We start from the raw sequence: 14,030 nt of genomic DNA on the forward strand, positions 1-14,030 counted from the left end.
GTTGCCTCCTCCATTACAAACCTGTTTTCCCACTGGAAACTGTGTATACCTGCTCTAATCGGCTGACAAAAATTTTTCCGTCACCAAATGCTCCCTCAGCGCCACTTTTAGCATATTCAAGAATAATATTGATCACATCATTTCTCGCAGTGTCTTCTATCCCCAGCATCAGCATACATTTGGGAATTTCATCGTATATGCGTTCACCAAACTTTATGCCTTGCTGTTTACCGCGGCCGACAACGTCAATAATTGTTGCCGAATGAAAACCAGCTTTTGAAAGTTTTTCCAATAATAAATTCTTTTTTTCTGGACGGATAAATGCTTTAACCATTAACATAAACAACACTTCCTTTCAAAATTATTCAGTTAAACCGTGTGATGGTAAATGTAGTCCTACAAAAATAAAATTGCCAGATATGATGTATTTATTTTAGAAAAATAAGTCACAGTATGACCATGTCAAGAAAATTATGAAGATTGAACTGCATAATACAGAACCGTTGAAATATTTTAAAGCGCTGATGCAAAAAGTTTTTCCGGTTCGGCATAGTTTTCTTTAGCTGTTAATATATCGGCAATAAGCTTGTGAACTTGTACTGTACAGCCATCATTGGCCGATTTATAGTTTTTTATGAAATTTCCCGTAAAATCCGTTTTATAATATCCCGGCATATATTTTTCAGTCAGTTCCTTAAGTATGGCACCCTTTTCCTTATAGTTTTCCAATAAAGTTACCTTACCGAATATGATGACACTGAAATAAGCTGTATCAGCGTGGCATGGCATAGCATCTTTTACAGTGCCGTATTCGTGATAAACTGTAAAACAGCACTGTGGATTGTTCTTTAAGGCTTCTTCCTTACGTCCGGAAGCGAGGCCGTGAAAGTAAACCGTATCGTTCAGCCATATATAGTTAAGTGGCACGGCATAGGGAACCCCATTACTCATCACAGCCAAAGTACCGGTTCTCATGTTTTTCATGAATTTGTCGATTTTCCCTTTATCTTCGCAAATCCTTTGTTTATAGCGTATACCCGTCATCGCATTTCTCCCATTTTTTCCATATTATACAAAGAATATAGTATGGTATAGTTTATTTGTTATTTTTAGATGAAATTTGAGAAAGTATTTTTTGTGACATATTGGATAAATAACAACATAAATGCAGTATCTGAGAAATTTCGACTTTGGTGAAATTTGTTTTACGTTGATAATTTTCCAATGAACATATACCATAAGCAGTATCTAAAATTCTTATTTGTGCAGTTATATCTGAGGGTATAATTATATCTGTGATTTGTTCCAGTGCATCCATAAGGGATTGGTAATTATGCGTTGCCGGATCAATACTGTAAAATTCGCATATGGCTATAAGATAATTTTCTACAGCTATAGATGCTATATCAAAGACCACAATATAAGACTGCTTTTCAAGCATAAATTGTTCGGCCCGATGGTGATACATCAGCGCACTGTGATATCTTTTTTTGAATCCGGCTATATTGGTAAAATATTTTTTCATTTTTTGCCCTTGTTATAATGCATTTACCACATGTTCAGAAGCCATTCCTTATTTTTGGTATATTCCATATCAGTAAACCATACATTGGCTATTTTTTCAGCCAGCAGCATGGCACCTTCATAGCCAATTGTTGGGTCCCTATAATAACCTGCCCTATCAAACACGGGGAACCCGACACGTACAAGAGGAATTTTATTGTCCATGGCAATGAAACGGCCTTTGGAATGTCCCAATATAAGATCAAGTTTCAATCCCTTATTCTGCAATAGATCACCCAGATTCCAAAGATCTGCATTAGTGATTATTTCCATATCATAGTTAATATTTTCCTGTAAAGCTTTTATGCGTTTATCAGCAGCATAATTAGTATTGTCATCACCTAAAAGTAGTAAAACCGGTTTCATTTCCATATCGAGACAAAATTCGGTAAGACCTATGACCAGATCAGGATTGCCATAAATAGCTACACGTTTATCAGCCAAAAACATATGTGCCACATCTGTGATGGCATCGATAGCTATACCCCGCTCCCTCACCAAAGACTGGGGAATTGATTTACCCGTCAACGTTTTTACGTTTTGCAGAAAGGTATCAGTATTGCGTATACCTATAGGTGAAGGACCTATTATTGTGGGAATACCAAATGTTTTTTCAAGATAAGCCGCTGCCCTGCCTGATTCATAACGGTTAAGCGCTATTGTTCCGATTGCACTGCCGGTATTTTCCAGATCTTCGATAGTTGTGCTGCCGTGTGCTGTATGGTTGCCGTCAGGCATCAGCGGAGCATCAAATTTTTCAATGTCAAAAATGATGTTGGCATCTACTTCCATTTCGGAGAGCAAATGCTTAAGCGTGCGCACATCCCCGGGATTCTGCCAGCCGGTCAGTACATTAAGTTTTTTTTGCGGTTTGTCTTTTTTGGCAAAATGACTTATGATTGCCTCCATACCGACATCATAGCCTGTTACATGACTGCCTTTGAAGCTGGGAGTATGAATAGGAATCAGATGGACTTCCCGATTGGCATACTTTTCTTTTAACAATCCTTCGTTGAGTTTATTGATTACCCCGTCAATATCATCTCCTATTACTTCTGTTGAACAAGTGGTAATTATCGGAACAACTTTAACATGTGGATAACGCATAAGAAGAACATCGACAGCCTCTTCTACACGATGGATGCCGCCAAATACAGCCGCATCTTCATGTAAAGATGAAGATGCCAGTTCAAAACTTTCTTTGTAGTGCTGGGAAAACCACAGCCGTACAAACATTACGCAGCCCTGTCCGCCGTGTACGATTCCAATACAGTCCTGTATGCCGATACTGGCATATTGCGCTCCTGCCGGTTGGCAGGTAAAAATAGGATTGATCACACCTGTACGTTCTTTTTCCTTCAATTTACAAGGCATTGCTGCGCACCCCTTTTTATTTCAATTGCTTTTTCAGATAGAACAGCTTACTATAAAGGCGTTGTCTGCGTCTGCCTGCTCAGGCAGGCGCAGGCAAGCCACTGAATAGATTTTAATAATTAGGATTTTTAAGTTCTTCATTAAGAGAGTTAGTAATCAATTGATAATCAAGAGCTTCTTTTAATTTTCCCATCATAGTTTTAATATCTACGGAGTTCATTACTTTTAACCAGGAAAAACATTCCCATTCATTTACCAATTGTTGTGCTTCAGCCCAATAACAACGGTCAGCCAGACTCTCCTTTGTCGTTTCTTCCATGCAGAGTATTTGTGTGGCTTTTTCTATGATATTTTCATTTTGCAATTTTCTGTCCCAGCCGCGGGAATTGAACTGCCACAGACAATTTTTCATGATATAATTCATTAAAGCATCTTTTCCTGATTCTGTTGTGATTTCCACGGTCGGTTGCCTCCCTTACATAATCAGACTGCTGCCAGCTTGCCCTTCATTGGATATTGAGGATATTCTTTTCTGCGCAGTTTTTTTACACTGTCGAATTCACCGGTATATTCATGTAATTTTTCAGAATTTATGATTGATTCATCGAGCTGGTCATCCGATAGCATTTGACGTGTCACAAAGCTTTTGTCAGTGGTTATTTCGTCTTTGCTGATATCTACGAGTGATAGTTTATGAATTGGGGAATATACGGCATTATAAATATCTCTGGCAAATCTTACCCAGCCTTCAAAACCTTTGTATGGACCATTATGATAGGCATGGGCATTAAGATAAGGAACACGGATTTTTTTCGCCACTTCACCGGGACGCTTTCCTGTAACTATAAGATCCGGTTTTAGTTTATACATTGCTTCCAAACTTTCAAGCTCATTAGGGTCATCAATAGCCAAAGCACCTGCTTCACAACGGGATATACCTTTTTCCATATCACCCTGATGACCAAATTTAGTATAGACAGAAACCACCTCTAAACCCATTTCTTCATGAATGATATGAGCCCAATGCCATAATTTTGAACCACCTGGCCATAAACATATTTTTTTCCCTTGTAAACGCGCCGCATACCAATCAAGTTCCGGTTTCCAACGTTTGGTTTCTTCTTCAATAATAGCTTCAGCGCGGTCCTCAATACCGAAAAAAAGCCCTATTTTGCGAAGCGAAGATGTCAATGCTTTAAAACCAAAACCGTCGATATCCATACGCGGTATACCATAACGTTTGCGCAGTTCATCACAGATATATTCGGCTGAACGAGCACATTCCAGAACATTAAGCTGTGCCCGATGCATCGCTCTCAAGTCATCATAGGAACCATTTCCCGTAAATGTCGACAATATCTGAATACCCATCCTCTTAAAATAATCCTGCATAACTTCTTGATCGCCTTGAATATTATATTCACCAACATAATTTATCACATAATCACTGGTGATTTTGGGTTCTACCTGACCAACCTTATCGTTTACCCAAGCCAGATTTATCTTATGATGCCCACCCGATTGGCTGGGGCCGGCAAATCCGGGTGAATTGCAGACGAAAATGTCTACATCAGGCATTTCATCCATTATTTCATTAGCAATCGCCTTAATGTCATCACCGATGAGCGCTGATGCACATGTCTGATAAATCGTCATCCGTTTGATTTTAGGAAATGCTTTGAACGCTTCAATGATATTATTTTTTAAGACTTTTTCCGCACCAAAGACAATATGTTTTTCTTTCATATCAGATGCAAAAGTATATTTAATTTGAAAATTATCATTATCACTTATATATCTTTTTGTCTGCCACGTATCATAGGTGCAGCCGATAGGTCCGTGGCTAAGGTGGATAACATCCTTCATCGGTGTGCCGATAACATGCTTGGCACCGCAATATGCACAACCACGCTCAGATAATGTTCCCGGGATAGTATTGAGGTATCCTAGAGGCAATGCTTCGGTCAAGTCATTTTTTGTCTTATCTACAGCATGTTTAATTCTTTCAGGAATGCATTTGCTGCATTCAAATTGATGATAAGGCATTTATTATTCCTCCTCATAACGGACAGTGAATATTTTCAGTCTGCTATTCCGTATTTTACGACCATAGCTTCCAATTCATCCATTTTTAAAGGATGCGGTATGACAAAATCCTTATTGTTTATAATTTTCTGAGCCAAAGTCTTATATTCATTTGCCTGATTGCATTCAGCATCGTATTCAACAACCGTTTTTTTATTAAACTCGGCTTTTTGAACAACGTTGTCACGCGGTACAAAATGTATCATTTTGGTACCGATAGCGGAAGTGAATTCCTCCAGAAATTCTTTTTCCCTGTCGACATTACGGCTGTTGCATATTATTCCACCCAGCCGTACACCGCTCTGCTTGGCATATTTCAGCAAACCTTTGCATATGTTGTTGGCGGCATATATCGCCATCATTTCACCGGAGGCCACTATATATACTTCTTGGGCTTTTCCTTCACGTATCGGCATGGCAAATCCACCGCAGACAACATCACCCAGTACATCAAAAAACACAAAATCAAGATCATCGGTATAAGCACCATTTTTTTCCATTAAATCTATAGCTGTTATAACACCTCTTCCGGCACAGCCGACACCCGGTTCGGGACCACCGGATTCCACACACCTAATACCGCCGTATCCTTCTTTTACGACACGGTCAACCGTAATTTTTTCTTCACCTTCATCGCGCAGCATATCCATCAGTGTCTTCTGGTTCATTCCCCCCAGAATCATGCGTGTGGAATCTGCTTTTGGATCACAGCCATGTATAAACACCTTTTTATTGAAAAAATGGGCCATAGCTCCCGCAGTATTTTGCTGTGTTGTCGATTTACCAATACCGCCTTTTCCGTAAATTGCAATCTTCCTCATTCTTAACTACTCCCTTCAACTTTGCACATACCATCGATATCACCCTGATTTTTCCGCTTATTCCCTTGAAAAGTTTTTACCCTTTTGCTATACTACAAATGGGCATATCAAATAATCCTCATACCAGTGGAATAGGCGAATACCCATGCCCTATGAATATTGCCGTATTCATAGGGCTTTTTTAAATTCATTTTATCTGTCTGATTTTCATGCCTCCTTAAAAACACAAAAAGGCACTTTCATCATTATCTGACGATAATAACGAAAGCGCCTTCGCTCTTAAATTTATAAGCATAATTCACTTTAGCATATCTTTTTTATGAAGTCAATATAAATATATTAAATTTTTTTCTTATCAATATAAATATCAGAATATTAGAAATATATTTTGTAATGGATTAGCTAAACACAATATCAATAATTGTATAAATGAATTCATCTACGGAGCGTTTATTGACCAACAGCTAATATTCCCTATACAATTAATATATAAAAGGAAACATTTCCAAGAGAAACAAATTATATTAATGCAATTTGACTATTATTGTAAAGGAAGATAAAACCAAATGAAATTTATCGCGTTTAATGGAAGTCCCAGCGGAGCAGACAGCAGTACAAATGTAATCACAGAAGCGTTTTTGCGCGGTGCAGCAAAAGCGGGTGCCAATACAGAAAACATTTTTTTAATTGATAAAAAAATTGAATACTGTAAGGGTTGTTTTGCCTGTTGGTTCAAAACACCGGGTAAATGTGTGTTGCAGGATGATATGAAAAAACTTTTGGACAAATACAATGAGGCTGATATAGTCTGCTTTGCCTCGCCTGTTTATACATGGAACATGACGGCAGTTCTTAAAAATTTTGTTGATCGGCTTATTCCTTTGAAAAGTCCCTTGATTATAAACTCAGGGGGGGAATTTGACCTTGTCGACTCAAAACCAAAAACACAACAGTTCGTGGTAATCTCTAACTGCGGTTTTCCGGGCAATAATAACTTTAAAACAATGAAAGCGGTGTTTGCTTCCTGTAACCCTGTTCTTGAGATCTATCGCAGCTGTGGTAAGTTATTAAAAAACAAAGACGCAAAGATTGGAGCAGCTGTAAATCAGTATCTGCACGTTGTCGAGCAGGCGGGATATGAATTGGCAAAACAGAATCATATATCAGAAAAAACAAAATCAAATCTTGACATGCAGTTGATGTCAATACCGGATTATGTTAAATATATTGGTATGCAGCTTGCATAAAACATGGATATCCTACCAATAAAAACAATCTTGTTTTTATTGAATATGAATGCTTAAGTTATTCCTATTATTTTACGATATTGTATGTAGGAAAATTTTTTATTTATTAATAATAGGAGATGCTTTTATGTAAATACGATTTCTTCGCTAAAAACAGATTCAACGGCCTATATATCTGAACGTTATTATATGAACGATAATTTTATCATAATACTCGGGTATTATCTATATAGGAGCATTCCCGTTAAGTAAAAAATAGCGGGTTTGCAAAAAAAGAATACCTCACGTAGAATAAAGATTGTTAACCTGACCAGTTAATAAATCTATATTCAACGGAGGCATCCTTACTATGAATTATACACAGAATGAAAAGATTGAGCAAATCGCAGAAACAACTTTGGTAGTCGGCGTCGACATTGGCAGCAGAATCCATTATGCGCGTGCCTTTGATTGGCGAGGACGGGAACTGAGTAAAGTCCTGAAATTCGCTAATTGCAGAGACGGTTTTGACCGCTTCCACAAATGGATTGTGGAACTGCAGGCAGCACAGAAAAAAGATAAAGCTGTAGTCGGAGCAGAACCTACGGGCCATTACTGGTTCACGCTCAGAGATTATCTGGAGGCAGCTAGCATTCAGCTGGTACTCGTCAACCCGTATCATGTAAGGCAGAGCAAAGAAATGGATGACAACAGCCAGACAAAGAACGATCGTAAGGATCCCAAGGTGATCGCGAAGCTTGTTACGGAGGGCCGTTATGGCGTGCCGTACAGTCCGAAGGGCGCATACGCAGACCTGAGAATCATGTCGCCAATCCGCCAGCGGACGATGGAGCAGCTTATCAGCTGTAAGAATCGTCTAAATCGGTGGTTTAGCATATATTTTCCAGAATATGAGCAAGTCTTTGGCAGCTTTGAAGCCAAGAGCAGTATCATTCTGCTAAAGAAAGCTTGTATGCCAGCAGACATCGTAGAACTGGGAGCAGAGGGAGTCAACCGCATATGGCGAGATGCAAAATTGCGTGCAGTGGGAATGAAACGGGCAACGACCCTGATGAACGCTGCCAAAGTAAGCATAGGCCAGCGGCAAGGCTCCGAAGCGGCCCGGATGGAGATGGAACTCCTGTTGGAAGAATATGAACACCACAAGGTACAGTACGAGAAAGTCATGGAGAAAATCCAGGAACTGTGCAGCAAGATACCAGAAAGCAAGCAAATGCTAGCCATCAAGGGAATAGGGCTCATCACGGTAGCCGGGTTTCTGGCAGAGGTAGGAGACGTGAGGCGTTTCGACTCACCAAAGCAAATACAGAAACTGGCGGGACTCGCATTAAAGGAAAACAGCTCAGGAAGACACAAGGGGCAGACGACCATCAGCAAGCGAGGAAGGGCTAGGCTTCGAGCCATATTATTCAAGGGCGTCATCCCGCTGATCGCGAAGAACGAGGAGTTTCGTAGCATCCATGCGTATTACATTGGTCGCCCAGAGCATCCTTTAAAGAAAAAACAGTCCGTAATAGCCGTAGGATGTAAGCTGATCCGTATCTTTTATGCCATATTGACGAAAAAAGTAGTCTATGACGGACAAAAGATGTTGGAGGATATCCATCGGCCGCTCAAGGCCGCCTGAGCAAGAAAAGAAAATCTTTTGGGAAAACGTCCACCGAAAGGTGCCAGAAGAAAATAGATGCACAACAGCATAAGCAAAGAGCCGGTAGTCAGAAATTATTCCATTAGAGCAGAGACTCAGTCGAGGAGCATCCAGACACCCATATGTGGACAGGCCGAACGAGGGAATTCAGGACACTGGAAACAGAGGATCCCGTTAGACATAGGAGGTTGTGCCGCCGCAGGAAAAGTGGGCAAAGAGACGGCCTTTCAAAAAAAGAAAACAACGACGTTCTCTTTGTTGTACGCAAAAACCTGCGAATCCGAGCAGTAAATGCAGGATGAAGCCACATTGATAGCTCTTTTGTTTATGAAAAAGTGAGAAAAACAGAGATTTAAAGAGAAAAAGCAAGATTATATAAGGAGGATGAATATGCGGCAAACAATGATTAAATCAGTATGGATAATATTTATTTTATTGTTTACATTTGCTGCAACAGCAGCTGCGGCTGATAAGGAATATCAAAAAAATGAATTGCGGCAAAAAACAATAGCAACATTAAATATGCTTTATGAAAAACAGCCTGGTGCAAAACATGCCATTAGTAATGCTGCCGGTTATGCAGTATTTAATAATACCGGTTTTAAACTGGGGATTTTAGGAAGTTCCCATGGCCGTGGGATGGCAATAAATAACCGTACCGGAAAGGAAATATTCATGCGAATGCAGGAATATCAGGCAGGGCTCGGTTTAGGGATTAAAGAATATGCCGTTATTTTTGTTTTTGCAAATGAAGATGCGTGGAACTCATTTGTGGACAAAGGCTGGTCCTTTGGCGCACAGGCAACGGCTGCGGCCAGTGATGGAGTGAATGGTGATTCATTAGAAGGAGCAGTGCAAGTGGCACCGGGTGTATGGATATACCAGATGACTACAAAAGGCTTGGCCGCCGAATTGGCTGTGAAGGGTACTAATTACTATAAAGATAAAGATCTTAATTAGGAAATTGCTGATTATTAACTTAACAGTCGGGCCACGTATAATGGAAATGCTGTATGATAACTTATACATGGCTATTTCTATTAAAAGGAGCACATATGAATAAAAATCTTATTACGACTACATGCGGATTGGAAGGCTATAATATTATTGAATATTATGGATTAGTAAGAGGAATAACAGTACGCTCACGAAGTGTCATAGGAAATTTGGGTGCGGGTTTTCAAAGCATATTCGGCGGAAATATTTCAATATATACAAAGCTTTGTGAAAAGGCCCGGCAAGAAGCTTTTGATAATATGATTCAGCATGCCGCTGATGAAACTCCTGATGCCAATGCTATTCTCGCCATGCGCTATGACGCAAATGAAGTCGCAAGAGGTATAACCGAGGTCATATGCTACGGTACTGCTGTTAGGGTATCCAGTAGGACTTGATTATAATTGCTATAACTATAATAGATTGCAAAGTGACTGTGGGAGGAAAATGTGGGCGAACAGTTTATAAATTTGACAAGTGATAATATTGATAAAGAACATTTGTGCTGTGGATACCTTAGAAAAATCGAAAAATCTTCCCTGCATTTTCAATAATTGGGCGGTCTTTTATAACGGGAAATTTGAAACAAATCACCTTCTGAATGAAACTTTTTTAGAGAAAAAATTCCAGATATAAAAGAACTTTCCGATAGTCGGTATCAGATAGTATATGACAAAATATTTCTATCTATTATGATAATATAAGTGTACCTGATTCTGTATAAATAAGATAATTGATTTTTTATCAATCTATGCTATAATTGAACGCAGAAAAGGATAATTGACGCGTATAAACCGGTTTATTTCATCTTATTCCATGGTCAATATCATAAGCAGCAACTTATTATTGGGAATTTATTCACAGTATTACCTTTTGTTACATTACGAATTATTCGCGTGTAATACTGGAACAATGTCGTTTTGTTTGTATACTCTATCAGTCATTTGGAATTCTGCTTTTGGAGATTCATAATAGCAGATGGTATTTTAAAATTAAATATATAAAGGCAATTTATTTGTGAAAAGGAGTTCATCAAATGAAAAGGATTTTATTGCTTACTTTATTACTATGTATAATTTCGGGTACAGTGTTTGCACAGGTCTATACTAATCCACAAAATGTTTCAATAACAGTTCCTGATAATTGGCAGGTGCGTAAAGATTATTATTCAGCTGAAAAAAATTCCTATACCACGCTTTTAGGTGATGGTAAAATTCAAATTTGTGAGATAATATCAGTTATTAACCACAATATACCTGAAGATGCCACTTTGGATATCATTTCTGACGAAAAAATAATAAATATTATTTCTTCTATGTTTGGTAAATTTGCTATCAGCAGTGATATTGAAACAAAATCTAATTTTAAAAGAATTACAATTAACGGATATCCGGCAATAATAAGTGATTTTACAATTGTAAAAAATAATATTTCACTTTCAGGGAGAATATATTTAACTTTAAAAAATAGCAAAATTATAGGAGTGTATTATGTAACGACAACTGATAATATGGCAGATTTTATGCCTATTATAGAAAAATCTATAAATACACTAACAGTCAATTAAATTATTGCTTTAAAAATAAGATTTTATTATAATAAGTAAAAATTTGGGGCATTAAAAAGGCAGCTAAAGGGGTATCTGATGAAGTTTTAAAGTGCTATTCATTATGGCACGATGGGTTTATTTAACAAAAAAACTATCATCAAAGATGATATGCAAAAACTTAATACTCCTGTATAGGGTATATAAATAATACAATCAGCTTAACAATAAATTTTAGCGATCATTGGTAAAGTAAATATTATGGGGTTATCGCATGCTGAAAGTGCGATGGCTTCTTTTTTTGTGAAAAATATTTTCGGATTTTAAAGATTTGGTAATACCTATAAAATTTAATTATAGTGTTAGTTGAATTTATGCAAAGAAAATGGACGTAAACATTTTCTTTACCATTTATCTAAGAAATTAATTTGTTGTTTTTTCGGTGCCAATAATTTATTAAAGGTAATTCGCACACTTTCTCATCACCTTTGTTCACTGTTTATTATTTACTGATTTTAACTGGTAAAGTTGAACAATATAAAAATGGAGGGGTAATTATTTTTAAAAATAAAATAATTAATTTGATAAAGTCAACATTTTCTGCATTACAATATAGAAATTTTTGCTTCTTCTGGTCTGGACAATGTGTATCATTAATGGGGACATGGATGCAGCGTACAGCATTGATCTGGATGGCATATTCAATGACGAATTCACCTTTTTTAGTGGGACTGATAGGTGTGTGCCAATTTGTGCCTATGTTTTTATTCACTTTGTTTGCCGGGGTGATAGTAGAAAGACATAATAAAAGAAAAATTATATTGATAACGCAGTTTTTATCTATGATTCAATCAATAATATTAACATTATTGACATATTTTGGTGCAGTTAATTATGTACATATTTTAATTTTAAGTACTTTTCTAGGCATTATCCAAACATTTGATATGCCGGCCAGACAGTCATTTTTACATGAAATGGTGCCAAAAGACAGTATAATGAATGCTGTATCGCTTAATTCGGCAGTAGTGAATCTTGCTAAGATAGTCGGCCCAGCAGTTTCCGGCATCGTAATGGTCAGTATGGGCCTGGTATATTGTTTTTTATTAAACAGTCTAAGCTTTTTTGCAGTATTAATAGGACTTTTGCTTATAAATGTTAAATCAAATAATATAAAAAATATAAAAGATAAAAATTTAATACAAGAAATAAAAGAGGGTATAGTTTATATAAAAAATGATGAATATTTAAGATTCGATACAATTTTTATGGCAATAATATGTACTTTTGCCATGAATATGCAAGTTATCGTGCCTGTTTTTACTAAAGAGGTATTGCACATGGGAGGAGATGTATACACTCATTTAATGAGTGCTACTGGCGTGGGTGCATTGTTCGGGGCTGTTTTTATGTCGGTACGGTCAAAAAATGGCATAAAAAAGTCATTATTTGTATTCAGCATGTTTATGACATCATATAATGGACCCAAGGATTCAGACCAGTACTGAAAATTTTAAGAGCACATGATATAGTATAGGTAACAAAATAGGAGGTTGTTATCATGCCAAGAAAAAAGTACACTGCTGAGTTCAAAACAAAGATGGTTTTGTCGATTCTTCAAGGCGATAAGGAATTCAATGTTATCTGTTCTGAGAACGACTTGAATCCGAGCATGGTCCGAAAATGGAAGCAGGATTTTCTAAAAAATGCCCATCTCGCCTTTGGTATAGATTCTGAACGTAAGGCCGTTCAGAGAAAGGAGGATGACCTGAAGAAAAAGAACGACCAGATGCTTAAGACCATCGGTCAGTTGACGCTGGAACGCGACTTTCTTCAGGACTGCTTTTGCCAAGCTGGAGAAGCCATCCCACAAATCCCAGAATATGATTCAAAGGGATAATGAGCTCTCCATACGTCGTCAGTGCGAGCTGTTGAGGCTGAATCGCTCCGGCCTGTATTACAATGCCATCCTGCCGGATGCAACAGCTGTTGAATTCGAAGAGTCTTTAATGGCGCGTATCGACCATTGGCATACCAGATGTCCTTATCTTGGATCTCGTAAAATTATCATCAAGCTGCTGGAAGACGGCTTTCCCGTATGTCGTAAGACTGTGCGCCGGTTAATGCTGAAAATGGGGATCTATGCCGTTTATCCTAAGTCCAATCTATCCAAAAGAAATTTCAAGGAGGCTATCGTGCCATATCTGCTACGCGATTATACGGCATCATATCCTAATCAGGTCTGGTCTATCGATATCACCTATATTCCAATGCCGCATGGTCATATGTACCTGACAGCAATCATTGACTGGTATAGCCGACGGCTGGTTGGACACTATCTCTCTGACACATTAGATGCGACTTCTGTCATTTATACAGTAAAGGAAACCGTAAAAAAGTGTGGAATTCCCGCCATTATCAATTCAGATCAAGGAAGTCAGTTTACCAGCGATGACTATAAGGCATTGCTTCACAGTCTTAATATCCGACAAAGCATGGATGGTAGAAGCCGCTGGGCTGACAACATCATGATTGAGCGATGGTTTCGTAGTCTCAAGACAGAACAGCTCTATCCCAACGAATACCATTCACCAAGAGAGTTGCGTCAGCTGATTAACACGTATGTAGATGACTATAACAACATACGCCCCCACTAAGCCTTAGGTTATAAGGTCCCAAATGATTTCTACTTCGGCAGTTTTGCTGCGTAGACTTACTTTGTTTGATGACACGCTTAAAAATTTACGAAG

The 14,030-nt window shown here is 38.0% G+C and carries 16 protein-coding genes; 9 read left to right on the plus strand and 7 right to left on the minus strand.

The features are described from left to right. Nucleotides 1–13: 13 nt before the first annotated feature. The 7 genes from F8M42_RS06600 to nifH all read right to left on the minus strand — a co-directional run bounded on the left by F8M42_RS06600 (nt 14) and on the right by nifH (nt 5,843). Nucleotides 14–340, minus strand: coding sequence for a P-II family nitrogen regulator (locus F8M42_RS06600; protein WP_182188538.1), 327 nt, complete (start codon nt 338–340; stop codon nt 14–16). Between the two features lie 173 nt (nt 341–513). Further along, on the minus strand, nt 514–1,044 hold the full coding sequence (locus F8M42_RS06605; protein WP_182188539.1) for a pyridoxamine 5'-phosphate oxidase family protein: 531 nt from the start codon (nt 1,042–1,044) through the stop codon (nt 514–516). Between the two features lie 52 nt (nt 1,045–1,096). Further along, nucleotides 1,097–1,525: a hypothetical protein gene (locus tag F8M42_RS06610; RefSeq protein ID WP_182188540.1), complete on the minus strand. Its 429-nt coding sequence runs from the start codon at nt 1,523–1,525 to the stop codon at nt 1,097–1,099. 23 nt (nt 1,526–1,548) lie between these two features. Further along, the gene (gene anfK, locus F8M42_RS06615) at nt 1,549–2,937 is read right to left on the minus strand and encodes a Fe-only nitrogenase subunit beta (RefSeq protein WP_182188541.1); all 1,389 of its coding nucleotides are present in this window, start codon (nt 2,935–2,937) and stop codon (nt 1,549–1,551) included. A 112-nt stretch (nt 2,938–3,049) separates the two neighbouring features. Beyond that, nucleotides 3,050–3,397: a Fe-only nitrogenase subunit delta gene (gene anfG / locus F8M42_RS06620; RefSeq protein WP_196595516.1), complete on the minus strand. Its 348-nt coding sequence runs from the start codon at nt 3,395–3,397 to the stop codon at nt 3,050–3,052. A 23-nt stretch (nt 3,398–3,420) separates the two neighbouring features. Beyond that, nucleotides 3,421–4,983: a nitrogenase iron-iron protein, alpha chain gene (gene anfD, locus F8M42_RS06625; protein ID WP_182188542.1), complete on the minus strand. Its 1,563-nt coding sequence runs from the start codon at nt 4,981–4,983 to the stop codon at nt 3,421–3,423. A gap of 35 nt (nt 4,984–5,018) precedes the next feature. Further along, nucleotides 5,019–5,843: a nitrogenase iron protein gene (nifH, locus tag F8M42_RS06630; protein WP_182188543.1), complete on the minus strand. Its 825-nt coding sequence runs from the start codon at nt 5,841–5,843 to the stop codon at nt 5,019–5,021. 566 nt (nt 5,844–6,409) lie between these two features. Between nifH and F8M42_RS06635 the strand changes: the two genes are divergently transcribed. From F8M42_RS06635 to F8M42_RS06675, 9 genes are all read left to right on the plus strand, one after another. Then, on the plus strand, nt 6,410–7,090 hold the full coding sequence (locus tag F8M42_RS06635; RefSeq protein WP_182188544.1) for a flavodoxin family protein: 681 nt from the start codon (nt 6,410–6,412) through the stop codon (nt 7,088–7,090). Between the two features lie 349 nt (nt 7,091–7,439). Continuing rightward, nucleotides 7,440–8,717, plus strand: coding sequence for an IS110 family RNA-guided transposase (locus tag F8M42_RS06640; protein WP_182187977.1), 1,278 nt, complete (start codon nt 7,440–7,442; stop codon nt 8,715–8,717). A gap of 411 nt (nt 8,718–9,128) precedes the next feature. Beyond that, nucleotides 9,129–9,698, plus strand: a complete 570-nt coding sequence (locus tag F8M42_RS06645; protein ID WP_182188545.1) for a lipid-binding SYLF domain-containing protein — start codon at nt 9,129–9,131, stop codon at nt 9,696–9,698. Nucleotides 9,699–9,793: 95 nt separating this feature from the next. Then, on the plus strand, nt 9,794–10,132 hold the full coding sequence (locus F8M42_RS06650; RefSeq protein ID WP_182188546.1) for a YbjQ family protein: 339 nt from the start codon (nt 9,794–9,796) through the stop codon (nt 10,130–10,132). Between the two features lie 109 nt (nt 10,133–10,241). After that, nucleotides 10,242–10,370 carry a YoaP domain-containing protein gene (locus tag F8M42_RS13840; RefSeq protein ID WP_229711537.1) on the plus strand — a complete coding sequence of 43 codons (129 nt, stop codon included), beginning with the start codon at nt 10,242–10,244 and terminating at the stop codon, nt 10,368–10,370. A 400-nt stretch (nt 10,371–10,770) separates the two neighbouring features. Further along, a complete protein-coding gene (locus F8M42_RS06660) occupies nt 10,771–11,301 on the plus strand; it encodes a hypothetical protein (protein ID WP_182188547.1) in 531 nt (176 codons plus the stop codon). A 560-nt stretch (nt 11,302–11,861) separates the two neighbouring features. Further along, entirely contained in the window at nt 11,862–12,788 is a 927-nt protein-coding gene (locus F8M42_RS06665; protein ID WP_182188548.1) for an MFS transporter, read from the plus strand. A 53-nt stretch (nt 12,789–12,841) separates the two neighbouring features. Next, the gene (locus F8M42_RS06670; protein WP_182185465.1) at nt 12,842–13,180 is read left to right on the plus strand and encodes a transposase; all 339 of its coding nucleotides are present in this window, start codon (nt 12,842–12,844) and stop codon (nt 13,178–13,180) included. Next, nucleotides 13,164–13,937: an IS3 family transposase gene (locus F8M42_RS06675; protein ID WP_182188549.1), complete on the plus strand. Its 774-nt coding sequence runs from the start codon at nt 13,164–13,166 to the stop codon at nt 13,935–13,937. Before F8M42_RS06670 ends, F8M42_RS06675 begins: the two co-directional genes overlap by 17 nt. The last annotated feature ends 93 nt before the right edge of the window (nt 13,938–14,030 follow it).

Origin of the sequence: Pectinatus frisingensis, from assembly GCF_014076555.1 — a bacterium.
GTDB classification, from domain to species: Bacteria; Bacillota; Negativicutes; order Selenomonadales; family Selenomonadaceae; genus Pectinatus; species Pectinatus frisingensis.